Source organism: Polynucleobacter sp. MG-Unter2-18, from assembly GCF_018687675.1.
Lineage (GTDB): Bacteria > Pseudomonadota > Gammaproteobacteria > Burkholderiales > Burkholderiaceae > Polynucleobacter.
Map to the genome: position 1 here is coordinate 982,098 of NZ_CP061302.1, position 24,906 is coordinate 1,007,003.

Here is a 24,906-nt window from a genome sequence, read left to right on the forward strand (position 1 = left end):
AATCCCTCTTTTATTCCCGCACTAGGTTACAATCTCGTCTGTATTAATTTGGGGCGCTTAGCTCAGATGGTAGAGCGTCTGCCTTACACGCAGAATGTCGGCGGTTCGATCCCGTCAGCGCCCACCAGTTTCCCCATTTGCATTTGTTTTCCCTCAAATAGGCTTACTAGCTCCCTCTAGTCCTTCCGCCTAGTACACTCGTGTTATTAATTTTATTTTCGAGCGATTAATTCATGTTTGATTCAGTACGTAAACACCAAAGAGTTCTGCAGTTTGTTTTGATGTTGTTCATCGTCCCTTCTTTCGCCTTATTCGGTATTTCAAGCTATTCCGAATTTATGGATAAAGAAACTGACATTGTGAAAGTCAATGGCAAGCCTATTACTGCGCAAGAAGTTGATACTGCTGCAAAACGTCAAGCTGAGCGTGTTGGTGGAAATGCGCAGATTGCTCAAAGCCTACCTTTTCGTCAGGCGATCCTGAACGAGTTACTGCAACAACGCATTCTTGGTTTTGCGATTGGCGACCTCCGTCTGCAAGTAGGCAAGCAAGAGTTAGTTAATAGCCTGCAAAAGATTCCACAGATTCGCGCTTTATATCGACAAGATGGCACATTTGATGATGTGCGCTTTAAGCAATTACTCGCTAGTAATGGCATGAATGAAGAGCAGTTTTATGCTGGCCAAAGTTTTGATTTAAAAATTCAACAGTTAATAAATTCTGTTGCTCGTACAGAGTTAGCTAGCCCAAAATTATCTGAGATTGTTTTATCTTTATATGACACTGAAAGACAGGTTCAGACTTTGCAGTTCAACGCTAAAGATTATTTAGCCAAAGTGAATCCAAGCGCTGATGAGCTGCAGGCTTTTTATGAGGCCAATGCCAAGTTGTTTGAACGTCCTGAATATATTGATGTTGAGTACATCGTGCTAAAGGCGGATCCGAAAGAGGATTCCAAGGTTTTTAATGACAAAGCAGATCAGTTTGCCAATATCACTTATGACCAGGCTGATAGCTTGAAGCCTGCCGCAGATAAGTTGAAACTCAGCATTCAAACCCAGAAGGGCGTTACTCGTAGCGGCGCAGCTGGCGTGTCTAGAGATCATCCTTTAGCCAATGCCAAAGTAGTTCAGTCACTTTATGGTGATGAGGCCCTGAAAAATAAGCGCAATACCGAGGCCGTGCAAATAGCACCCGGTGTGTTTGTATCAGCTCGAGTAGTGACCTTATACCCAGCCCAAGTTCTGCCTTATCAAGATGTTGCGGCAGAAGTGAAGCGTCAGGTAAGTCAACGTGCTGCGGAGAAGCTAGCTATTTCAGCTGCTAGCGAAAAATTAGACGCCCTTGAAAAGGATCCCAAGAACGTAGCTGGTTTTGGCAGTGCTACTTGGATTTCACGCAACAAGCCAGGTAGTCTAGTGGGCTCATCCATGGATGAGGTCATGTCCGTGAATGCAAGTGCATTACCAGCTGTAGTTTCAGTTACGAATCCAGGTGTTGGTAGCACGATTTACCGCATTGATCAGGTACGTCAACCGACAGCGGTAGATGCTAAGGTTCAAAAAGCACAAGCACAACAGATCCAAGCGCTGGCTGCACAGTCAGAGTTTGCAGGCTTTATGGCTTACTGGCGTAATAGCGCTGGCGTTAAAGTGATTAACCCACTGAAGCAGGCAAGCGCTGGAAGTGCGGGAAGTTAAGCTAGGGTAGTTTTTTCAGCAAGTTACTGTATGGGGCCATTGAGCCCCATACGTTTTTAAAGATAATGCTTTGCGCATCTACATTTGGATGCAGTCGATCTGCTTGAAATAATTCTGCTTTAGTAGCAACGCCCTCCAGGAAGAAAGGTAGTAGCTCAACTTGTTCTTGATTCGCTATTTGAGGATAGAGTTGTTTAAATTGCTTGGTATAAGTTTGGCCATAGTTTGAGGGAATCTGAATGCCACAGAGTAAAACCTTGGCGCCTGCTTTTTTACTCATCTGAACCATCTGCCGTAGATTGGCTTCAGTTTGATTAACCGGTAAGCCGCGTAAAGCATCGTTAGCACCTAACTCGATCAGGACAATTCCCGGCTTTTTCTGACTTAAGAGGGCGGGTAGACGAGTTAAACCACCAGAGCTTGTCTCACCGCTAATACTGGCATTAAAGACGCTCCAAGGACTCTTATCCTTTACAAGCTCTGCCTCAAGTAGTGTGACCCAGCCAGTGCCACGCGGTAGACCATATTCTGCCGATAGACTATCACCCAATACCAGAATAACGGGCTTTACTTGAGCCCAAGAACAAATGCTCATTAAGAGGCAAAATAGACCTGTAATGAATTTATTGGCGATTAAAAGCTGAGTCTGCATTTTTCCATTCTTGAAAACTTTTTTACATGAACAAACAGTCTAATTCCATTGTTGCTGATCTGGTGAGCAAGCTGGTTAAAACGGCTGATGGCAACCTGAGTATTTTGCACGAGCTGAGCTTTCAGATTGAGCAAGGCGAAAGTGTGGCCATTGTGGGGGCATCGGGTTCTGGAAAAAGTACTTTATTAAGTCTGCTGGCTGGACTAGACCTGCCAAGCGCGGGGCAAATCGACCTTATGGGGCAAAACCTCAACTTGCTCGATGAGGACGGCAGGGCCCGTTTACGTGGTCAGTTAGTTGGCTTTGTTTTTCAATCATTTCAGCTCTTGCCTCACCTGACCGCCTTGGAGAATGTGATGCTCCCTCTTGAGATCGCTGGGAATCCTCAGGCTGAAGCAAGGCTGTCCGCCCTGGATTGGCTTGAAAAGGTCGGCTTAACACCTAGAGCCAATCATTTCCCTAAAACCCTTTCCGGTGGCGAGCAGCAGCGTGTAGCGCTAGCTCGAGCCTTTATTAATAAGCCAGCCATTCTGTTTGCCGATGAACCCACCGGAAGTCTAGATGAGGCCAGCGGTAATAGGGTGATTGAGCTCCTTTTTGAGCTAAATCGGGAGAATTCTTCGACACTAGTTTTGGTGACCCATGATCCAGCCTTAGCTGCTCGGTGTGGGCGCCAATTGAGTCTGCATGGCGGACGATTGGCCTAATCAAAACCTTATAATCTTGGCATGTCATTATTCTGTTGTTTGCCCGGGGCTAATGCCCTTTCTGCCTTCCGCCAACAGCGACTTTTAGCTTCGCTGGCTGCTCAAGGAATTCAACTGGAGTCTATTGAGGCTCAATACCTTCATTTCATTTGGTCTGAGTCTGAGCTCAATACCAAAGACAGAGAGGTGCTCGAAAGTCTGCTGACTTACGGCCAGCCTTTTGTATCGAAAATGAAGAGTGGTGGCTCTCTATTCACTAAGTCTGCTGATAAACAATCTGCGATTTCGATTCCCCGTTTTGGCACAGTTTCTCCATGGGCTAGTAAAGCTACAGATATCGCTCGTCAGTGCGGCCTTCAGATTTTGCGTATTGAACGTGGTGTTCAATACGCGTGGCAAAGTAAAAAAACACTCAATGCAGAACAGCAACAACTGGTGTTAGCCGCGCTTCATGATCGAATGACAGAAGTTGTGATCGGCGACATCAATGAAGCAAGCACTTTATACCAATCACTTCCTGACAAACCTTTTGTTCGCATCCCAGTGCTTACCGAGGGTAGGTCTGCATTAGATAAAGCGAATCAAGACCTTGGTCTTGCTCTTTCAGAAGATGAAGTACTTTATCTAGTTGAGAACTTTATACGCTTAGAGCGCAATCCCAGTGATGTTGAATTGATTATGTTTGCTCAGGCGAACAGTGAGCATTGTCGTCACAAGATATTTAATTCCAGCTGGACGATTGATGGTGATGATCAGGATAAATCTTTATTTGCGATGATCCGTAATACGCACCAACTACAGCCTGAAGGTACCATCGTTGCCTACTCAGACAACTCAGCTGTGATGGTCGGGGCTGAATCGGAAACTTGGTCAGCCAAAGGTCAAGATCGTCGTTACGAAAAAGACACGCGACTAGTTCATACCTTGATGAAGGTAGAGACACATAACCACCCTACAGCAATTGCACCGTTCCCAGGCGCATCTACTGGTGCTGGTGGTGAGATTCGAGATGAGGGTGCAACAGGTATAGGTGGACGCCCTAAGGCAGGTCTCACTGGCTTTACTGTATCCAACCTCAATATCCCGGGCACTGATTTACCATGGGAGACCGAGAAATACGGCAAGCCTGAGCGCATTGCTAAACCACTCCAAATTATGATTGATGGCCCATTGGGCGGCGCTGCATTTAATAATGAATTCGGTCGACCTATTTTGGGTGGTTATTTCCGCGTATTTGAGCAAACCTTAGAGGGTGTTCGTCGCGGTTACCACAAGCCCATCATGATTGCGGGCGGTATTGGCAGTATTGATTCAATCCATACGGCAAAGAAACAAATTAAAGCAGGCCACTTGTTTATTCAATTGGGTGGTCCCGGTATGCGTATTGGTATGGGTGGTGCAACGGGTAGTTCTGTTGCAACCGGAACTAACACTGCAGATTTAGATTTTGATTCAGTTCAACGTGGTAATCCAGAAATGGAACGTCGCGCGCAAGAGGTGATCAACTCTTGTATCGCTATGGGCACGAATAACCCAATTGTTTCGATTCATGACGTTGGTGCTGGAGGAATATCCAATGCATTCCCAGAGCTTGCTGATGGCGCTGGATTGGGTGCGCAATTTCAATTACGAAAAGTGCCGCTAGAAGAGAGCGGTATGAGTCCTGCAGAAATTTGGTGCAATGAATCTCAAGAGCGCTATGTCCTAGCAATTGAAGCTAAAGACTTGGAGCTTTTCAAGTTGCTATGTGAACGTGAGCGTTGCCCATTTGCCGTTGTTGGTGAAGCGACAACAGAACGTCAACTTCAGTTAAGCGATAGCAAAGAAGTTGCTGGTAGTGATGCTGCCATGCCGATCGATATGCCAATGGAAGTCTTGCTTGGGAAGCCTCCACGGATGCATCGTGATGTTAAGCGCGTTGCTCAAGAATTCGAAGAGTTAGATGTCACTGACGCTGATCTCGCGCAATGCATTGCTTGGGTTCTACAGCAGCCTACTGTTGCCAGCAAATCATTCTTAATCACTATCGGTGATCGTACCGTCGGTGGTCTTAACGCACGCGACCCTTTTGTAGGTCCTTGGCAAGTACCTGTGGCTGATTGTGCCGTTACCTTGATGGATTACAAAGGCTATCACGGTGAAGCAATGTCCATGGGTGAGCGCACTCCACTAGCTGTGATCGATGCACCCGCTGCAGCCAAAATGGCGGTAGGTGAAGCCATTACCAACTTATTAGCTGCAGATATTCGCCGCTTAGAGGATGTTAAGCTTTCTGCTAACTGGATGGCCGCTTGTGGATCACCTGGTGAGGATGCAAAGCTATATGACTCAGTTCAAGCGATTGGTATGGATTTATGTCCAGCGCTAGGAATTTCTATTCCAGTTGGCAAAGATTCCTTATCCATGGCAACAGCATGGCAAGAGGGTGATCAAGCTAAAAAGGTCGTTTCTCCAGTTTCACTCATCATCTCTGCTTTTGCAGCAGTTCAAGACGTTCGTAAAACCACAACGCCTTTGTTAAAACTGCACGATGAGTCTGGTACAGCCTTAGAGACTGAATTGATTTTGATTGATTTGGGCCGCGGTAAAAATCGTATGGCTGGAAGCATCCTGGCGCAAGTGCTCAATCAGTCTGGTAAATCAGCTCCCAATGTAGATTACTCAGAAGATCTCAAAGCCTTGGCTGAGGCGATGATCGAGTTGCGTAAAGACAATCAATTATTGGCATATCACGATCGCTCTGATGGTGGATTATTTGCCTGTATCGCAGAGATGGCTTTTGTATCTCACACTGGTATCTCCGTGAATGTCGACATGATTGCGGTAGATGTTGGTCAAGAAGCAGATTGGGGTGACGCTAAGAACTGGGCACAACAAGTATCTGGACTTCGTCACGAACAGACCATGCGCGCCTTATTTAACGAAGAGCTTGGTGCAGTGATTCAGATTCGTAAAGCGGATCGTGATGCGGTGTTTGCGGTTTTACGCAAATTAAATCTCAGCGCTTACAGCCATGTAATTGCAAAGCCTAATACCAACGGCCGTCTTGAAATTTGGCGTGATGCTAAGAATATTTTTGCAGAGCCACGAGAAGTTCTTCAAAAGATGTGGGCTAATACGAGCTACCAAATTGCGCGCTTGCGCGATAATCCCGACTGCGCTGACAGCGAGTTTTCGCTACTCGATCAGGTTGCTGATACAGGAATGTCTCCCAAGTTAACTTTTGACATTACGGATGATGTTGCGGCACCATTTATCAATCAGAATGCCCGACCTAAAGTTGCCATCTTGCGTGAGCAGGGCGTGAACTCTCATGTTGAGATGGCTTACGCCATGAACTGGGCAGGTTTTGATAGTTATGACGTGCACATGTCAGATTTGCTTTCTGGTAAATCCAAGTTAGATGATTTCCGTGGTCTGGTTGCCTGTGGTGGATTCAGTTACGGAGATGTCTTAGGGGCTGGTGAAGGCTGGGCCAAGACCATTCTATTCAACAGTCAACTGCGCGATCAGTTTTCTACATTCTTTAGCCGCCAAGATAGCTTTGCGTTAGGTGTTTGTAATGGCTGTCAAATGATGAGCAATCTTGCAGGCATTATTCCAGGCGCAGAAGCTTGGCCTAAATTTACGCGCAATCAGTCTGAACAATATGAAGCTCGCTTGGTCATGGCTGAGGTAATGGCTTCACCATCAATCTTTACGCAAGGCATGACAGGCAGCAAGTTGCCAATTGCTATTGCGCACGGCGAAGGTTTTGCTAATTTTAGCCAGCAAGGTAACTTAGAGGCTCTACAGAAACAAGGGCTAGCTGCACTACGATTTGTAGATCATCAAGGTAGTCCAACTGAAATCTACCCAATGAACCCAAATGGTTCGCCTGGTGGCTTGACAGGGGTTACTACTCCGGATGGGCGATTTACTGTGATGATGCCGCACCCTGAGCGAGTATTCCGGACCGTGCAAATGAGTTGGGCTCCAAAGGAATGGTTGGACGCGCCCGATGGAGCGAGTCCTTGGATGCGCTTATTTCGCAATGCGAGAGTCTGGGCTAAATAAGCCAATGTCAGATACATCTATGGCTATGGAGCCGGTCACGTTTTCTGAGAGCGGTGGAGTGCGTTATTTGCATTTTGGCAGTGAATTAATTCAAGGCGCCATGCGCATCCGTGATCCGGATGAGATTTATCTGGAATACAACCAGCAGATGATGGCATGGTTGCTATTCCTGGAGACCAAGCCAGGTATGCGTGTTGCTCAACTTGGGCTTGGCACTGGTGCTCTCACCAAGTTTACGCATCGCTATTGTCCTGCGGTCAAAACTACCGTCGTTGAACTCAATCCTGCTGTGATTGTTTCTGCTAGAAGTATGTTTTTCACACCTTCTGATGATCGGCGTCTTGAGACACTTCAAGCTGATGCAAAAACCTTTGTGAAGAACACCAAATATCAAAACTACTTTGATGCGGCTCAAGTGGACCTCTACGATGCAATTTGTGACGGCCCATCTGCGAGTTCCTTGGATTTTTATAAAGGCTGTTTTGATATCCTGAGATCACCTGGTGTGTTAACAGTGAACTTATTCTCAAGCCATAAGAGTTTTGATATCAATCTCAATAATATCTGCGAAGCATTTGATAACCGAGTTCTGTTGTTCCCGGAATCGCATGATTGCAATGTGGTGGCAATTGCTTTTAAAGGTCCACTTCTGGATGTAGAGTGGAAAGAGGTTTCTAAGCGTGCCAAACTGATTATGGAAAAAACGGGCTTGCCAACCAACACCTGGGTATCTGGGTTGAATCGTGAAAATGCGCATCAAGAAAATAAGCTATCGATCTAAAGCAAGCGGGATATGAAAAAAGGCGATCGGTTGATCGCCTTTTTTGTTGCCCTCAGATTCAGGGCTGATTTGATTTAAATTGTGACTGTGTCTGCAACATCACTAAATGACTTAATCTTGTCAAAGTTCATGTACTTATACACTTCACCAGCTTTAGCATTCAAGGATTCTACTTGCTCGAAATATTCTTGCGGAGTTGGTAGACGACCCAAGAGTGCAGCTACGGCTGAGAGCTCCGCAGAAGCGAGGTAGACACGAGTATCAATACCTAAGCGATTTGGGAAATTACGTGTCGAGGTAGAAACTGCTGTTGAACCTTTACGGATCTGCGCCTGGTTACCCATACAGAGTGAGCAACCCGGAGTTTCCATGCGAGCACCAGTAGCTCCCAGAATGCCGTAATAACCTTCCTCGGTCAGAATCATCTGATCCATCTTAGTTGGTGGTGCAACCCAAAGTCGGGTAGGCATATCTTTTTTGCCCTGAAGAACCTGACCGGCAGCACGGAAGTGGCCAATGTTAGTCATGCATGAACCAATAAATACTTCATCGATTTTCTCGCCAGATACTTCAGATAAGAACTTCACATCATCCGGGTCGTTAGGGCAGGCTAAGATGGGTTCTTTGATATCACTCATATCAATTTCGATAATCTCAGCATAGTCAGCATCAGCATCGGCTTTGAGCAATTCAGGCTTAGCAATCCAAGCTTCCATTGCTTTAATACGACGGCCTAAAGTACGCTTATCTTCGTAGCCATTGGCAATCATCCACTTCATTAACGTGATGTTGGAGCGCATGTATTCAATGATCGGCTCTTTGCTTAATTGAACGGCACAACCGCCAGCAGAACGTTCAGCCGAGGCATCTGATAATTCAAATGCTTGCTCAACTTTCAGGTCAGGCAAACCTTCAATTTCTAGAATACGGCCAGAGAAAATGTTTTTCTTACCTTGCTTCTCAACCGTTAACAAACCTTTTTTGATTGCATATAAAGGAATTGCATTAACCATATCGCGCAAAGTAATGCCAGGCTGCATTTTGCCTTTAAAGCGGATCAATACAGACTCAGGCATATCCAAAGGCATTACACCAGTGGCGGCAGCAAAAGCAACTAAGCCAGAGCCGGCAGGGAAAGAGATTCCGATAGGAAAACGAGTGTGGCTATCGCCACCAGTGCCACAAGTATCTGGCATGAGTAAACGATTTAACCAGCTGTGAATGACACCATCACCTGGCCGTAATGAAACGCCACCACGATTGGTCATAAACGCTGGCAATTCATGGTGAGTGCGAATGTCTACTGGTTTTGGATAAGCAGAAGTGTGACAGAAAGATTGCATGACTAAGTCAGCGGAAAAGCCTAGGCAAGCAAGATCTTTTAATTCATCGCGGGTCATTGGACCAGTGGTGTCTTGCGAACCTACAGTAGTCATGTGCGGCTCACAATAAGTGCCTGGACGTACGCCTTGACCTTCTGGCAATCCACAAGCGCGACCAACCATCTTCTGCGCCAAGGTGAAGCCCTTCTTGTTATCAGGCGGGCTAACGGGAATGCGGAATTCTGTAGATGCTGGTAAACCTAAGGCTGCACGCGCTTTAGCTGTGAGGCCACGGCCGACAATTAGAGGAATACGACCACCTGCACGAACTTCATCCAAAATAACTGGTGACTTCAGTGAGAAAGAAGCAATTTCTTTACCGTTTTTAAAGGCCTTACCTTCGTATGGACGTAATTCAATTTCATCACCCATATTCATATCAGAAACATCTAGCTCAACAGGCAATGCACCAGCATCTTCCATCGTATTAAAGAAGATCGGGGCAATCTTTGCGCCTAAGCAAACACCACCAAAGCGCTTGTTTGGAACAAACGGAATATCTTGACCTGTCCACCACAACACCGAATTCGTTGCGGATTTACGCGAAGATCCTGTACCCACTACGTCACCAACATAGGCAATTTGATTGCCTTTTTTCTGGAGAGCTTCAATTTGTTTCATTGGTCCACGCACACCAACCTCGTCTGGTTCAATGCCTGGACGCGGGTTCTTTAACATGATCGTTGCATGCAATGGAATATCTGGACGGCTCCATGCGTCAGGCGCAGGGGACAGATCGTCAGTATTGGTTTCACCGGTTACTTTAAATACAGTCAGCTTCATGCTCTCTGGAACAGCTGTGCGACTTGTAAACCATTCAGCATCAGCCCAGCTTTGCATGACTGCTTTAGCTTGCGCATTACCTTTTTCCGCCAATTCCTGAACATCATGAAAATAGTCAAACATCAATAAGGTCTTTTTCAATGCTGCTGCTGCACTGGCTGCACACTCAGCATCTGATAACAATTCAACTAAAGGCTTAATGTTGTAACCACCCAGCATGGTGCCCAAGAGTTCAGTTGCTTTAATGCGTGAAATCAATGGCGATTTCTCTGTCCCCTTGGCAATAGCATCTAGAAACTCGGCTTTCACTTTAGCTGCTTCATCCACTCCAGCAGGTACGCGATTGGTAATGAGCTCTACTAATTCCGTCTCTTTACCCTTCGGAGGATTCTTAAGCAAACCCACTAATTCAGCAGTTTGATCTTTAGTTAGGGGGAGGGCTGGAATTCCAAGGGCTGCGCGTTCGGCAACTTGAGCGTTGTAGGCTTCTAGCATTGTGTTTCCTATTGGGTAAGAGTTATCAACAGTAAATCTAAGCAGGGTATGCCCCTTTATTACTCTATTCTAATTCCAAATTCATGTCTTATATAAGACTTAATTATCAAAAATATCCTAAATTGCTTAAAATTTAGGCAATTACAAACTAATTCGCTGCTGACGCAGTCAATTTTAAGTTTTTATAAGAGGGTTAGGGGACATTCAACTTGCTCAGAAGCGATTTCATAGGCTATAAATCATTCCACATTGCAAAAAATGCAAGTCTATAAATTGGATATTTTCTGATTGTCTGTCTTCAAGCCGTGTAGGTGCTGAGCAAGGCCTGAATTGCTAATCGTTCAGTCGCTATCGTTATAATTACTTTTTCCAACAGAGCTTAAGCGATGACCAAATACGTTTTTGTCACTGGTGGTGTGGTTTCTTCTTTAGGGAAAGGAATCGCAGCTGCCTCGCTTGCCGCGATTCTCGAATCCCGCGGCCTGAAAGTCACCCTCCTAAAATTAGACCCTTATATCAACGTTGACCCCGGGACAATGAGCCCGCTTCAGCATGGTGAAGTCTTTGTTACTGAAGATGGCGCTGAAACCGACCTCGATCTAGGGCATTACGAGCGCTTTGTTTCTGCAAAGATGCGTAAGAGTAATAACTTCACCACGGGCCAGATCTATGAATCTGTAATCAGCAAAGAGCGACGCGGTGAATACCTGGGTAAAACTGTTCAAGTAATTCCGCATATTACGAATGAGATACAAGCCTTTGTAGAGCGGGGCGCTAAAGCGAGTCACGATGGTCAGGCCGACATTGCGATTTGCGAGATCGGTGGAACTGTGGGCGACATCGAGTCCCTGCCATTCCTAGAAGCTGCTCGGCAAATGAGCATTCGACTTCCAAGACATAGCTGTGCGTTTGTTCACCTGACTTTGGTGCCGTATCTCACTAGTGCTGGTGAGTTAAAAACTAAACCTACTCAACATTCTGTACAAAAACTGCGTGAAATCGGCATCATGCCGACGGTGCTTCTGTGTCGTGCAGATCGCCCGATTCCAGAAGACGAGTGCGCCAAGATTTCTCTTTTCTCAAATGTACGTGAAGAAGCGGTAATCTCAGTTTGGGATGTCGACACTATCTATAAGATTCCAGAGATGCTGCAAGCACAGGGCATGGACGATCTAATTTGTCGCGAATTGGATATTGAAGCAAAGCCTGCAGACCTATCAGTCTGGGCAAATCTGGTTTATGAGTTAGCCAACCCCCAGCATGATGTCACTATTGGCATGGTTGGTAAGTATGTTGAGTTAACTGAATCTTACAAGTCATTGATCGAAGCTTTGCGTCATGCAGGTATTCATAATCACACTCGCGTCAACATCAACTACATTGATTCTGAAGTCATTGAAAAAGATGGTGTCGATTGCCTGCAAAATTTAGATGCGATCTTAGTTCCAGGTGGATTTGGTAAACGCGGCACCGAAGGAAAGATTGCTGCCATTCGTTATGCCCGTGAAAATAATGTTCCCTATCTAGGTATCTGCTTGGGCATGCAATTGGCCGTGATCGAATTTGCACGCCATGTTGCCAACATTGCTCACGCTAACAGTACTGAGTTTGACCCAGAGACCGATAACCCAGTCGTTGCCTTGATTACAGAATGGGTTGATCGAGAAGGTCGTGTTGAGAAGCGTAGCAATGATTCGGATCTAGGCGGAACGATGCGCCTAGGTGCACAGCGCTGTCCTGTCAAGGCAGGTACATTAGCTCATGAGATTTATGGTGATGAAGTCAATGAACGTCACCGTCATCGCTATGAGGTCAATAATGTTTATGTTCCTCGTCTTGAGAAGTCTGGTCTCATTATTTCTGCTAGAACTCCAAATGAGTCTTTGCCTGAAATGATGGAATTGCCTAGTGCTATGCACCCGTGGTTCTTTGGTGTGCAATTCCATCCAGAGTTCACCTCGACACCCCGTGATGGCCATCCATTATTTTCTGCGTTTATCAAGGCATCATTAGTTCATCAGGCTGCAACTCAAAAGCAAGTTGCCTAGGAGAAATACATGAGTGCATTTAAGTTATGTGGTTTTGATGTTGGCTTGGACCATCGCTTCTTTTTGATTGCAGGTCCTTGTGTCATCGAGTCTGAGCAATCCGCCTTAGATATTGCAGGTGAGCTCAAAGAGATTACTGCTGCGCTAGGTATTCCATTTATTTACAAGTCTTCCTTTGATAAAGCCAATCGCTCCTCCGGAACTTCTTTTCGGGGCTTGGGCATGGAAAAGGGTCTTGAGATTCTGGCTCGGGTGAAGCGTGATATTGGTGTGCCGGTATTGACTGATATCCATGACATCAGCGAAATTGCGCCGGTATCGAAAGTAGTTGATGTACTTCAAACGCCAGCTTTCTTGTGTAGGCAAACGGATTTCATTCGAGCTTGCGCCCAAAGTGGTAAGCCAGTCAATTTCAAGAAGGGGCAATTTTTATCCCCCCATGAAATGCTCAACGTAATTGATAAAGCACGCGCTGCTGCAGCCGAGGCAAATCTTCCAGATCAGTTTATGGTTTGCGAGCGTGGCGCTTCATTTGGCTACAACAACTTAGTTTCTGATATGCGTAGTTTGGCCATTTTGCGAGAAGCAAAAGCACCAGTGGTATTTGATGCGACCCATTCAGTTCAGCTTCCTGGTGGGCAAGGCAATTCCAGTGGTGGTCAACGTGAATTTGTTCCCGTACTAGCTCGCGCTGCTGTTGCGGTTGGTATCAGCGGCTTATTTATGGAAACGCACCCGGATCCAGCTAAGGCGCTTTCGGATGGTCCAAATGCTGTGCCTTTAAACCGCATGAAAGAATTGCTTGAGTCTTTGCTTGCGATTGATTCCGTTGTGAAGAAGCCCGGTTCATTTTTAGAAGACAGCTTTAAGTAACACCCCATATTCATTTCATTTAGGAGAAGGTGCATGAGCGCCATTGTTGACATTATCGGTAGAGAAGTTTTAGATTCACGCGGCAATCCCACCGTTGAATGCGATGTATTGCTTGAGTCTGGTGTGATGGGTCGTGCAGCAGTACCTTCAGGCGCATCGACCGGTTCACGTGAAGCTATTGAGCTACGTGATGGCGATAAGGCCCGTTACCTCGGTAAAGGTGTACTTAAGGCTGTTCAAAATATCAATATCGAGATCGCTGAATCGATCTTGGGTCTTGATGCAAGTGAACAGGCTTTCTTAGATCACACTTTGATCGAGTTAGATGGCACTCATAACAAGGCGCGCTTAGGTGCTAATGCAACCTTGGCAGTTTCTATGGCTGTGGCACGCGCTGCTGCAGAAGAGGCCGGCTTGCCTTTGTATCGCTACTTTGGTGGCTCAGGTGGTATGCAGTTACCTGTGCCAATGATGAATATTGTTAATGGCGGTGCTCACGCAAATAATAGTCTTGATATACAGGAATTCATGGTGATGCCAGTAGGGGCGCAAAGCTTCCGTGAAGCCTTGCGTTGCGGCGCTGAAATTTTTCACGAGTTGAAAAAGATTTTGGGCGCCCAAGGCATGCCAACCACTGTTGGAGATGAGGGTGGCTTTGCACCCAATTTCAAGAGCAATCAAGAGTGCTTGCAAACCATCATGAAGGCAATTGAAGGTGCCGGTTATCAAGCTGGTGAAGATGTCTTGCTGGCCTTGGATTGTGCCGCTAGTGAATTCTATAAAGATGGTAAGTACCACCTGGCAGGCGAAGGCTTGCAACTTTCTTCAAGCGAATTCTCGGACTACCTTGGTAACTTGGCTGATCAATTTCCAATCGTATCGATTGAAGATGGCATGCATGAGAGTGATTGGGACGGATGGGCTGACATTACTCAAAAATTGGGCAAGAAGATTCAATTGGTTGGTGATGATCTCTTTGTTACCAACACGCGTATTCTCAAGGAAGGTATTGAGAAAGGGATTGCTAACTCTATCTTAATCAAGATTAATCAAATTGGTACCTTAACTGAGACCTTTGCTGCGATTGAAATGGCTAAGCGCGCCAATTACACGGCCGTCATTTCTCATCGCTCTGGTGAAACAGAAGACAGCACCATTGCTGATATTGCCGTTGGTACGAATGCTGGCCAAATTAAGACTGGCTCTTTGTCCCGCTCTGATCGCATTGCTAAATATAACCAGTTGTTACGCATTGAAGAAGACTTGGGTGATGTTGCTACTTATCCAGGTAAGTCCGTTTTCTATAACCTGAAACGCTAATCACTAGCTAGCTTTTAGCTCATGCGCCTTGTCATCTACTCGATGCTGCTATTGCTAATCGCAATACAGTACCCACTTTGGTTGGGTAAGGGTGGATGGCTGAAGGTATACGAGATGGAGAAGCAGCTTGAGTTGCAACAGGCTAAAAATAGCCTACTAAGCTTGCGTAATGCCAAGCTCACTGGCGACGTTAAAGATTTAAAAGAGGGTAGCCGTGCGATTGAGGAGCGGGCTCGTGTTGAGCACGGCATGCTAAAAGAAGGAGAATTCTTTGTGCAAATTCTGCCGTCTGAAAGATCTACCTCCAATGCTGCTGATGTCGTAAAGCCATCAACAACGAAGCAGTAACGAAGTAGTAACTAAGCAGTAACTTAGCCATCAAATCGCTTAATGCCCGCTGGATGGTGGTCTCGTAGCATCTGCCAATAAATCTGTTTTAAAGACTTGCCTGCAATCAACTGCATCAAAGCGATAGGCTTTAGCGCAAAAATCGCACTCAGTTTCTACCGCACCTTGCTCTGCAAGAATACTTTCAACCTCTTCTTCGCCCAGCATTCTCAAAATATCAGCTACTTTGGTGCGTGAACAGCGGCAGCTAAAGCGAACAGGGCGAGGCGGGAAACTTCGAACACCGCTTTCGGTTGACTCCTCCAAAAAGAGGCGACGAAGAATGGTATCCGGCGAGAGCGTGAGTAATTCTTCATTGGTAATCGTTTCACCCAGGGTCTGAATTCTGGTCCAACCTTCAGCCGCAAGTTGAGGATCCAGATGGGCATGACCCCCCGAATCCGGTAATCGCTGCAATAGCAATCCGCCAACATGGGTGTCATTAGATGCCAGCCAAATGCGGGTATCTAATTGCTCTGAGTTTTGCATATACAGAGCAATAGCTTCTGCAGCGCTAGTAACAGGCTTAATAACGGTGCCACGATGCTCTTGTAGGGCGACGATGCCTTGGTAGGGCGGTTGACCGGGTTGACGGTCAGATGGGTCTAGGGTGATGACTAGACGCCCAGAATTGTCGGCATCTAGTAGCTCACCGAGGGTGGCATTAGGATCAATGCTGGCAGGGTCTACAGATAGCTTTACAGTAGCTCGCATGGTTAGGTCGGACTTGCACTCCACCACAAGAAGCTGAATAGGGCCTTTACTTTGAGCCTGAATAATCAAAGTGCCATCAAATTTAAGGCTGGCACTCAACAGGGTCGCTGCACCCACAAAATCACCCAGGATTCGCCTGACTACAGGAGGATCATTACGACGCTCTAATACAGCCTGCCAGGCGGTACTAATGGAAACAATTTCCCCGCGCACCGGGGCGCCATCACACATAAATACAAGTAATTCGTTCATAAGTGAAAGTATCCACTTTTTTGATGATCAGAGTGCCAAATCATCAAATCTAAAGCCGACCTGAGATAATGCTGTTTATGCATATAAGAACACGCTTCGCCCCCAGTCCAACGGGCTTCATTCACTTGGGCAACCTTCGCAGTGCTTTATATCCTTGGGCCTTTGCTCGCCATAACCAGGGTGACTTTATCTTGCGCATCGAAGATACCGATGTGGAGCGCTCCACACAGGAGGCTGTCGACGTCATTATTGAGGGCATGGCATGGCTTGGCCTCGATTTAGACGAAGGCCCAATTTATCAAATGCAGCGTATTGATCGTTATCGTGCGGTTGTAAAGCAAATGCTCGATGCTGGCCTGGCTTACCCTTGCTATATGAGTGAAGCAGAATTGAATAAGCTGCGTGACCAACAAATGGCCAATAAAGAAAAGCCACGCTACAACGGCCAATGGCGTCCTGAGTCGGGTAAAACTCTGCCGGAAATACCAGAAGGTGTTTTGCCGGTGATTCGCTTCAAGAATCCCATTGGCGGATCCGTGATTTGGGAAGATGCAGTTAAGGGCAAGATCGAAATTAGCAATGATGAGTTAGATGATTTAGTCATTGCCCGTCCTGATGGCACCCCAACCTATAACTTCTGCGTTGTAGTGGATGACCTTGATATGAATATCACCCATGTGATTCGTGGTGATGACCATGTTAACAACACGCCACGCCAAATCAACATCATGAAGGCGCTCGGTGGTACACCGCCGGTATATGCCCATTTACCAACGGTCTTAAACGACTCTGGTGAAAAAATGAGTAAGCGTAATGGCGCCATGAGTGTGCGTGATTATCAAAAGGCGGGCTACTTACCTGAAGCTATTCTGAATTACCTAGCAAGACTAGGTTGGTCACATGGCGATGCAGAAGTTTTTACCAAAGAGCAGTTTGTCAATTGGTTTGACTTAGGCAGTCTTGGTCGATCACCAGCACAACATAATCCCGAAAAACTACTCTGGCTTAACCATCAATATATTCAGAATGCAGATCCTGCAGATTTGGCAGAGGCGACTAAACCATTCGCACATGAACTTGGCATCGATACAGAAAATGGTCCGGACTTTGTTCAAGTAGTTGCACTACTAAAAGATCGTGCCAATACGCTGATTGAAATTGCGGAAGGTGCCAAGCTGTTCTATTTACCGGCACCCGCTCATAGCAGTGAGCAAATTGCAGAAAATATCCCAGCTGAAATTATTCCCGCCCTAAAGGATTTGATTGAAGCCATTCAATCTGCTGAGCATACAAAAGCAGCTTACGGGGCAGCCTTTAAAGAAGTATTAGCCAAGCATCAGATCAAAATGCCAGCATTAGCAATGCCTGTGCGTTACGCTTTATTTGCAACTACACAGACGCCAGCCATTGACTCCGTCTTGCTAGTAATAGGTAAGAATGAGGCGGTAGCAAGGCTTTCTAAGGTGGTCTAAACCAGAACTTGCCTCCTCCTACAAAAATAGGATAAAATCTTGGATTGTTTTGAGTGTCTTGTAGAGTTTTAACGAGATTACGGGGGTATAGCTCAGCTGGGAGAGCGCTTGCATGGCATGCAAGAGGTCAGCGGTTCGATCCCGCTTATCTCCACCAAGCATTTAGAATGGCAGCATTAGTTTTAGTAGTAGTCCAGGTCCCCATCGTCTAGAGGCCTAGGACATCACCCTTTCACGGTGAGTACGGGGGTTCGAATCCCCCTGGGGACGCCAAAATTTTGGCTAGTTGTGAGCAGTAAGAAGTGACACAAGTAGCAATCGATGTAATTGGAGCGGTAGTTCAGTTGGTTAGAATATCGGCCTGTCACGCCGAGGGTCGCGGGTTCGAGTCCCGTCCGCTCCGCCAAGTTAGTTTAGAAAGCCCCTGCATAAGGGGCTTTTTCTATTTCTACTTCATCTTTTTTAAAGCTTTTTCATGGGCGGTGGTTTTGGTGCCGCTTTATACAAAGGCTCTACTGCCGGCATGAGCGCAGTGAGTTGTTCTATTCGGGTTTCACCAGAAGGGTGGGTGGATAAGAACTCTGGAGAACTTTTACCTTTGGTTGCCTTCAACATTTTTTGCCAAACGCTAATTGCGCCCATGGGGTTATAACCCGCTCTTGCTGCAAGCTCTAATCCAATTGCATCTGCTTCTGATTCATTCTCTCTAGAGTTTGGCAAAACAATTGCGTATTGGGCAACTTGGTTTGCTGCGCTCACTGCTGAGCCATAAGGACCAGCTACAGCCATAGCAATATTTACCAATACGCTTTGTGCGGTTGCTTGGGATACTCGCTCCCGACCATGCTCTCTTAAGGCATGAGCGATTTCATGGCCCATGATGGCTGCAATTTCATCATCATTTAAATTCAGCTGCTCAATAATTCCGGTGTAGAAAGTGATCTTTCCTCCGGGAGCACAAGTGGCATTCAGAATGGGTGCATCAATTAAGGTGAGCCGCCAATCCCATTGCTTGGTGTCATCTCGAAATGCCTCGGTCTGTGGGATCAACCTATTTGCAATGAACTTCAATCGTTCGTAGGTAGGCCCAGAAGTAACGAGTATATTTTTCTCTTTTGCCTTTTGATTCTGCTCGTTATAACTTACCGCAGAGATACGATTAACTTCTTCTGATGAAGCCATCATGAATTGAGATCGGTTAACGCCAACAGCTCCCGAGCGGGTTGTGTTGGCGCACGCCGATAGTAAAACGACAAATGCAAGGATCAGAGAGATGCGAATGCTCAAATGAAATCCTTGCTATTAATGCATACTTTTTTAAATTACTTCTTCTTTGGAGGCGTAATCGACGCGGCCATCGCATCAAAGTAAATCACTCGAACCTGCTCACCAACATTAACATCTGCTAGCAACTGCGGGTTCTTTACGGTAACAACAGTAACTTTGCCACTTGGACCTTTAACTGAGACCAATTTCTTAGGGCGATCAACAGCGATGATGTCCGCAATAATGGTCGTGGTGTTTGTGATGGTGCGTGTTGGTTTTTCACCAGGCTTTGAAGTTACCTCAGAAGCAGTTTCCACTTTGCTGCGAATGCCATCGCTTTTGGTCTTAATCAGCTCTATTGCAACAGCAAGTTCGTAGGTCACATTGAGTCGGTCACCTACTTTTATCTGATCAAAACTCTTAATTTCAGGACCGGCAATAAACTTGGATTCACCATCATTATTTTTGAAGAAAATCGTGCGTGTTTTCTTATCAATCTTCGTAACAGTACCTTCGTACAATTGGAAAATATTGTCAGTCACAGCTGCGTCCACCACTACAGCATTTGCAGCAGGCGCCTGTGCCATTACTAATACTGGGGTAGTCAATAATGTGGCGGCTACTAGGGTAATTTGGGCGATTTTAATTTTCATAACTTTCCTTGATATTAAGTTTTTCTATAACGATATTAGCGTATTTCAGTTGCAAAATTCTGTTAGCAAGCACACAGATGAATGGGGGTAAATTAGTAGAAAACAGTTGACCCTATGTACCAATCGAATCACTTGGGAGCCTTTGAGCCTCAAGTTGCTCCCACCAGTTGCCAGAAAAATGACATTGCAACCAGTCGATACACTTACTCACCTTGCCCGGGACCAAACGAGGCGATGAAAATACCGCGTGAATTTCTTGGGAGGGCAGGCTCCAATCAGTCAGTATGGGCTTTAAGGTGCCCTTATTGATAGAGTGGTAAGCGACATACCAAGGGATGGTAGCCAAGCCCATGTTCCCGATGGTCGCTGCCAGTAGAGCGGATAGGTTATTTGAGTAGAGCGGGCCCTTAACGGGTATCGAGACGGTCTCGCCGTCACCTCCACTAAAGTGCCAGCGGTGATTATCTTGAACTGAGCTATAGATTAAGGCCTGATGTGCAGTCAAATCCTCTGGATGATTTGGAATGCCATGCTGCTTTAAGTACTCTGGGCTGGCAACCAAGACCCATGGATTTAAACCTAAATAGCGCGAGCCCAAAGAGGAGTCTGCGAGGCGACCCATGCGGATTGCAAGATCAACACCACTTTCAACCAAATTGACGTATTTATCCTCAAGACTCAAATGCACCTCTAATTTTGGGTTTTGACTCATAAATTGCAGTACCAATGGAGTCAAAATACGTCGCCCAAAGGCGACCGAAGAATTAATAGTCAACTTACCCTGCGTTTCTCCTTGGAGTAGGGCGGCCAGATTGTCTGCTTCCTCAAGCTCCCTTGAAATGATTTTGCATTTTTCATAGTAGATCGCACCAATTTCCGTTGGGGTGACCCCCCTTGTGCTGCGATGCAATAAAAGGGAGCCGAGACGCTTTTCTAAAAAGGCAATGTGTTTAGTTGCAGTGGGCTGAGTAATGCCCAGGCTAGCTGCAGCCTTGCTAAATGAGCCGGTTTCTACAACTCGAACAAAAAGGGCTATTCCCTGAATACGATCCATATATGAATTCTAACTGGATTTAGTTTAGGTATTCCATTTTGGAATAGCTCATATGATGGTGGATGGCATTCTCATTTCATCGTTAAGTGTTGATGATGTATCCATTCTTAACAGCGAGGGAAACATCATGGCCAAAATGAAAGCCGCAATGGCAGCAGTTCTTGTAATGGAAAAAGAGGGCATCACCACTGCTTTTGGTGTTCCTGGAGCCGCTATTAATCCACTCTACGCCCAGTTGCGTGAGCGTCAGTCGATTACTCACATCCTAGCCCGACACGTTGAAGGCGCTTCACACATGGCTGAGGGTTATACAAGGGCTAAGGCAGGCAATATTGGCGTTTGCATCGGCACTTCCGGCCCAGCTGGTACGGACATGATTACTGGACTGTATTCAGCAAGTGCTGACTCCATTCCTATTCTCTGCATTACTGGACAAGCTCCACGTGCTCGTCTTTACAAAGAAGATTTTCAGGCTGTTGATATCGAGACGATTTCTAAACCAGTAACGAAGATGTCTGTAACAGTTCGTGAGCCTGGCTTAGTTCCACGAGTTTTCCAGCAGGCATTTCATGTGATGCGTTCAGGCCGTCCCGGTCCTGTATTAATTGATTTACCGATTGATGTTCAATTGGCTGAAATTGAATTTGATATCGATACCTATGAGCCATTGCCGGTATACAAACCAGCAGCTAGCCGCAAGCAGATTGAAAAAGCGCTGGGAATGCTAATGTCGGCCAAGAAGCCATTAATTGTTGCTGGTGGTGGAATTATTAACGCTGATGCAGATGCACTGTTGGTAGAGTTTGCAGAATTGACTGGCATTCCGGTGATTCCAACGCTTATGGGTTGGGGCACTATTCCAGATGATCATCCACTCATGGCGGGTATGGTTGGACTTCAAACCTCCCACCGTTATGGCAATGCCACCATGCTAGCTAGTGATCTTGTTTTAGGTATCGGTAACCGCTGGGCTAACCGTCATACAGGATCAATCGATGTGTATTGCAAAGACCGTCAGTTTATTCACGTTGATATTGAGCCAACACAAATTGGTCGCGTATTTAATCCCGACTACGGCATCGTTTCGGATGCAAAAGCGGCGCTAGAGTTATTTGTAGAAGTTGCGAAAGAATGGAAAGCAAAAGGCAAGCTTACTAACTATAGTGAGTGGGTTGAGCGCTGCCAGGAGCGGAAGAGCTTGATGCTCCGTAAAACCAACTTTGATAATGTACCTATCAAGCCACAACGGGTCTATCAAGAAATGAATTCCGTATTTGGTCGCGACACTGTATATGTATCGACTATTGGTCTGTCACAAATTGCGGGTGGACAATTCTTACATGTCTATGGCGCTCGTCAATGGATCAACTGCGGTCAAGCTGGTCCTCTAGGCTGGACAATTCCAGCTGCATTAGGTGCATTAGCCTCTGATACAACAAAGACTGTAGTCGGACTTGCTGGCGATTACGACTTCCAATTCTTGATTGAGGAATTAGCAGTTGGCGCACAATTTAACTTGCCATTAGTCATGGTCTTAGTGAATAACAGTTACTTAGGCTTAATCCGTCAAGCGCAGCGGGGCTTTGAAATGGATTACTGCGTACAACTGGCCTTTGACAATATCAACGTGGATGATCACAACCTGAAGGGCTATGGCGTTGATCACGTTCAAGTTGTTGAAGGGCTTGGTTGTAAGGCTATCCGAGTTTCAGATCCAAATAAAATCAATGCTGCATTGATTGAGGCACAAAAGATGGCTAAAGAGCATCGTGTTCCCGTAGTAGTGGAGATCATTTTAGAAAAAATCACCAATATTGCGATGGGTACCGAGATTAACAATATCAATGAATTTGAAGATATTGATTGCCGTCATCCTGCTGGAACAGAGGGATTAGTAGCTGCCGGCCTTCTAGAGTAATCGAGGCATTGCCTTGAATTTAGCCATGTATCATCCAATTTGATTGTTATTAAGGAATAGGAATGCCCAAGTTTGCAGCCAACCTCACCATGTTGTTCAACGAAAAACCATTTTTGGAGCGTTTTGCGCTAGCCAAGATTGGTGGTTTCAAAGCCGTTGAATTTCTATTTCCTTATGCTTTTGAAGCTAGCGAAATCAAATCCGCTTTAGATAACAATGCCTTAAAGTTGGTATTGCACAACTTGCCAGCTGGCGATTGGGACGCAGGGGAGAGGGGTATCGCATGTCACCCGAACCGTGTTGCTGAGTTTCGTTCCGGAGTTGCCAAGGCAATTGAGTACGCCAGTATTTTGGGCGTACCTCAACTCAACTGCTTAGCAGGAAAGACCCCCGAGGGTGTTGATCCAGCTTTGGTTCATGACACCTTTGTTAGCAATTTACAGTTTGCCGCTGCTGAGCTGAAGAAGTCTGGATTAAAACTGTTGATTGAGCCAATCAATACTTTTGATATCCCTGGTTTCTATCTTTCTAAAACTGCTCAAGGTATTGCAATACTGGATGCAGTTGGCGCTGATAACGCGTTTTTGCAATACGACATCTACCATGCTCAGCGTATGGAAGGTGAGATAGCCAATACGATACAAAAGTACTTTGATCGAATCGCCCATATACAGCTAGCGGATAATCCGGGTCGTAATGAGCCTGGTACCGGAGAAATTAACTACGGTTACTTATTTGATTTATTAACTCGTCTTGGTTATACAGGTTACATCGGTTGTGAATATAAGCCTTTGAAGACTACTGAGGCTGGCCTGCATTGGATGGGTCAATACGAGCAGTAATATCAACTGATCTGTCTATCAATACATCAATAAATATTTAGGAATGAATGATGAGTAAATTAAAACTAGGCTTTGTGGGTTTGGGCATTATGGGTGGGCCAATGGCTGGACATTTGGTTGCAGCAGGTCATGAGCTATTTATCAATACCCGTAGCAAAGTTCCAGATGAGTTAGCCAATACTGCCGCTGTTCTCTGCGCAACTCCAGCAGAAGTTGCAACTAAGGCAGACATCATTATTACGATGGTTCCAGATACTCCTGATGTAGAAAAAGTACTTTTTGGAGAGAACGGTATTGCTTCAGGCATCAGCAAGGGCAAGATCGTTGTTGACATGAGTTCAATCTCCCCCATTTCTACAAAAGATTTTGCGAAGCGCATCAATGATCTAGGCTGTGAATATTTAGATGCTCCTGTATCTGGTGGCCAATTAGGCGCAAAGGGCGCTAGCCTCACCATCATGGTTGGTGGTAAGCAAGCCACATTTGATAAGGTGAAACCTGTCTTTGATTTGATGGGAAAAAATATTACTTTAGTTGGCGATAATGGTGCTGGTCAAGTTACTAAGGTGGCCAATCAGATTATTGTTGCCTTAAATATCGAAGCGGTTGCAGAGGCCTTGGTATTTGCCTCTAAGGCGGGAGCTGATCCGGCGAAAGTCAGACAGGCATTAATGGGTGGCTTTGCCAGCTCAAAAATACTGGAAGTTCATGGTGAGCGTATGATCAATCGCACTTTTGATCCTGGCTTTAGGATTGAACTTCACCAAAAAGATTTAAGTTTGGCCCTCAGCAGCGCCAAGGCTCTGGGCGTTAGTTTGCCTAATACAGCTAGCGCACAAGAATTATTTAATTCCTGTGCAGCACATGGTGGAAAATCGTGGGATCATTCTGCTATGGTCAAAGCATTAGAAAAAATGGCTAACTTTGAAATAGGTCAAAAAAGCTAGAGGAAGAAGTATGGCAGTAACCTTGGTTGTTTATTTGCATGGCTTTCGGTCTTCACCAAACTCAACCAAGGCGATAATGACTGGCGAGGCGGTGAGGGCGCTCTCGTCGGAAAGCCATTCTTATGAGTGGTATTGCCCTCAATTGCTTGCGTCTCCAAAAGAGAGCCTGGAGATGGTTGTCAAACACATCAATCAAGCCAAATTTAATCGCTTGGTCATCATCGGATCTTCCTTGGGCGGTTTTTATACCAACTACCTTGCAGAAAAATTTCATTGCAAAGGCATCGCCCTTAATCCTGCCGTGTATGCTGCTAGAGAATTAGAGCCCCATGTTGGCATGATGAATGCCTATGACAGCGAAGACCCTTTTGATTTTAAGGCGGAGTACATCGATGAATTGCGTGCTTTAAAGATAGATTCAATTACAGATCCAACGCGTTATTTTTTAATTGCCGCAAAAGGTGATGAACTGTTGGATTGGAAAGAAATGACGGCTTTTTACCCTGGTGCCAAACAACTGATCCTCGAAGGTGGCGATCATGGAATTTCTGACTACGCCAATCATTTACCTGCAGTAATCGAATTTATTAAGCATTAATCGCTC

At 45.8% G+C, this 24,906-nt stretch carries 19 protein-coding genes and 4 tRNA genes; 17 read left to right on the top strand and 6 right to left on the bottom strand.

Annotation, left to right across the window (positions count from 1 at the left end):
* The first annotated feature begins 51 nt into the window (after positions 1 to 51).
* Both C2759_RS05195 and C2759_RS05200 read left to right on the top strand, forming a co-directional pair.
* Positions 52 to 127: transfer RNA gene (locus C2759_RS05195), tRNA-Val, on the top strand.
* A 106-nt stretch (positions 128 to 233) separates the two neighbouring features.
* Entirely contained in the window at positions 234 to 1,700 is a 1,467-nt protein-coding gene (locus C2759_RS05200) for a peptidylprolyl isomerase (RefSeq protein WP_215356565.1), read from the top strand.
* 1 nt (position 1,701) lies between these two features.
* Here C2759_RS05200 and C2759_RS05205 read toward each other — a convergent pair whose 3' ends face one another.
* On the bottom strand, positions 1,702 to 2,352 hold the full coding sequence (locus C2759_RS05205; RefSeq protein ID WP_215356566.1) for an arylesterase: 651 nt from the start codon (positions 2,350 to 2,352) through the stop codon (positions 1,702 to 1,704).
* A gap of 26 nt (positions 2,353 to 2,378) precedes the next feature.
* On the opposite strand from C2759_RS05205, the gene C2759_RS05210 reads away from it, so the two are divergent.
* The 3 genes from C2759_RS05210 to C2759_RS05220 are packed head-to-tail and all read left to right on the top strand — an operon-like array spanning position 2,379 to position 7,896.
* Entirely contained in the window at positions 2,379 to 3,059 is a 681-nt protein-coding gene (locus tag C2759_RS05210) for an ABC transporter ATP-binding protein (RefSeq protein ID WP_215356567.1), read from the top strand.
* Positions 3,060 to 3,080: 21 nt separating this feature from the next.
* Positions 3,081 to 7,115 (top strand): phosphoribosylformylglycinamidine synthase, encoded by a 4,035-nt coding sequence (gene purL, locus C2759_RS05215; RefSeq protein ID WP_215356568.1) that lies wholly within the window; start codon positions 3,081 to 3,083, stop codon positions 7,113 to 7,115.
* 4 nt (positions 7,116 to 7,119) lie between these two features.
* Entirely contained in the window at positions 7,120 to 7,896 is a 777-nt protein-coding gene (locus tag C2759_RS05220; protein ID WP_251367037.1) for a spermidine synthase, read from the top strand.
* Between the two features lie 74 nt (positions 7,897 to 7,970).
* Here C2759_RS05220 and C2759_RS05225 read toward each other — a convergent pair whose 3' ends face one another.
* Positions 7,971 to 10,556: a bifunctional aconitate hydratase 2/2-methylisocitrate dehydratase gene (locus C2759_RS05225; RefSeq protein ID WP_215356569.1), complete on the bottom strand. Its 2,586-nt coding sequence runs from the start codon at positions 10,554 to 10,556 to the stop codon at positions 7,971 to 7,973.
* A 386-nt stretch (positions 10,557 to 10,942) separates the two neighbouring features.
* On the opposite strand from C2759_RS05225, the gene C2759_RS05230 reads away from it, so the two are divergent.
* From C2759_RS05230 to ftsB, 4 genes are read left to right on the top strand one after another with little or no spacing between them, the layout of a single operon-like run.
* Positions 10,943 to 12,604, top strand: a complete 1,662-nt coding sequence (locus C2759_RS05230) for a CTP synthase (RefSeq protein WP_215356570.1) — start codon at positions 10,943 to 10,945, stop codon at positions 12,602 to 12,604.
* 9 nt (positions 12,605 to 12,613) lie between these two features.
* Positions 12,614 to 13,477: a 3-deoxy-8-phosphooctulonate synthase gene (gene kdsA, locus C2759_RS05235; RefSeq protein ID WP_215356571.1), complete on the top strand. Its 864-nt coding sequence runs from the start codon at positions 12,614 to 12,616 to the stop codon at positions 13,475 to 13,477.
* Positions 13,478 to 13,510: 33 nt separating this feature from the next.
* Positions 13,511 to 14,797 carry a phosphopyruvate hydratase gene (gene eno, locus C2759_RS05240; RefSeq protein WP_215356572.1) on the top strand — a complete coding sequence of 429 codons (1,287 nt, stop codon included), beginning with the start codon at positions 13,511 to 13,513 and terminating at the stop codon, positions 14,795 to 14,797.
* A 21-nt stretch (positions 14,798 to 14,818) separates the two neighbouring features.
* Entirely contained in the window at positions 14,819 to 15,145 is a 327-nt protein-coding gene (gene ftsB / locus C2759_RS05245; RefSeq protein WP_215356573.1) for a cell division protein FtsB, read from the top strand.
* Between the two features lie 39 nt (positions 15,146 to 15,184).
* Here the strand turns inward: ftsB and C2759_RS05250 are convergent, their stop codons facing one another.
* Positions 15,185 to 16,150, bottom strand: coding sequence for an Hsp33 family molecular chaperone HslO (locus C2759_RS05250; RefSeq protein ID WP_215356574.1), 966 nt, complete (start codon positions 16,148 to 16,150; stop codon positions 15,185 to 15,187).
* 68 nt (positions 16,151 to 16,218) lie between these two features.
* On the opposite strand from C2759_RS05250, the gene gltX reads away from it, so the two are divergent.
* From gltX to C2759_RS05270, 4 genes are all read left to right on the top strand, one after another.
* Positions 16,219 to 17,622: a glutamate--tRNA ligase gene (gene gltX, locus C2759_RS05255; RefSeq protein WP_371816915.1), complete on the top strand. Its 1,404-nt coding sequence runs from the start codon at positions 16,219 to 16,221 to the stop codon at positions 17,620 to 17,622.
* Between the two features lie 81 nt (positions 17,623 to 17,703).
* Positions 17,704 to 17,779 (top strand) — tRNA-Ala (locus C2759_RS05260).
* Positions 17,780 to 17,819: 40 nt separating this feature from the next.
* A tRNA-Glu gene (locus C2759_RS05265) sits at positions 17,820 to 17,895 on the top strand.
* Between the two features lie 56 nt (positions 17,896 to 17,951).
* A tRNA-Asp gene (locus C2759_RS05270) sits at positions 17,952 to 18,028 on the top strand.
* Positions 18,029 to 18,084: 56 nt separating this feature from the next.
* On the opposite strand, the gene C2759_RS05275 is transcribed toward C2759_RS05270, so the two are convergent.
* The 3 genes from C2759_RS05275 to C2759_RS05285 all read right to left on the bottom strand — a co-directional run bounded on the left by C2759_RS05275 (position 18,085) and on the right by C2759_RS05285 (position 20,595).
* Positions 18,085 to 18,909: a M48 family metallopeptidase gene (locus C2759_RS05275; RefSeq protein WP_251367038.1), complete on the bottom strand. Its 825-nt coding sequence runs from the start codon at positions 18,907 to 18,909 to the stop codon at positions 18,085 to 18,087.
* Between the two features lie 35 nt (positions 18,910 to 18,944).
* Entirely contained in the window at positions 18,945 to 19,541 is a 597-nt protein-coding gene (locus tag C2759_RS05280; protein WP_215356575.1) for a hypothetical protein, read from the bottom strand.
* 112 nt (positions 19,542 to 19,653) lie between these two features.
* Complete coding sequence (locus C2759_RS05285) at positions 19,654 to 20,595, bottom strand: LysR family transcriptional regulator (RefSeq protein WP_215356576.1); 942 nt, start codon at positions 20,593 to 20,595, stop codon at positions 19,654 to 19,656.
* A 127-nt stretch (positions 20,596 to 20,722) separates the two neighbouring features.
* Here C2759_RS05285 and gcl point away from each other — a divergent pair, with 127 nt between their 5' ends.
* The 4 genes from gcl to C2759_RS05305 all read left to right on the top strand — a co-directional run bounded on the left by gcl (position 20,723) and on the right by C2759_RS05305 (position 24,900).
* Entirely contained in the window at positions 20,723 to 22,513 is a 1,791-nt protein-coding gene (gcl, locus tag C2759_RS05290; protein WP_215356577.1) for a glyoxylate carboligase, read from the top strand.
* Between the two features lie 62 nt (positions 22,514 to 22,575).
* Positions 22,576 to 23,355: a hydroxypyruvate isomerase gene (gene hyi, locus C2759_RS05295; RefSeq protein WP_215353645.1), complete on the top strand. Its 780-nt coding sequence runs from the start codon at positions 22,576 to 22,578 to the stop codon at positions 23,353 to 23,355.
* A 50-nt stretch (positions 23,356 to 23,405) separates the two neighbouring features.
* Entirely contained in the window at positions 23,406 to 24,302 is an 897-nt protein-coding gene (gene glxR, locus C2759_RS05300; protein ID WP_371816894.1) for a 2-hydroxy-3-oxopropionate reductase, read from the top strand.
* A 10-nt stretch (positions 24,303 to 24,312) separates the two neighbouring features.
* The gene (locus C2759_RS05305) at positions 24,313 to 24,900 is read left to right on the top strand and encodes a YqiA/YcfP family alpha/beta fold hydrolase (protein ID WP_215353648.1); all 588 of its coding nucleotides are present in this window, start codon (positions 24,313 to 24,315) and stop codon (positions 24,898 to 24,900) included.
* The last annotated feature ends 6 nt before the right edge of the window (positions 24,901 to 24,906 follow it).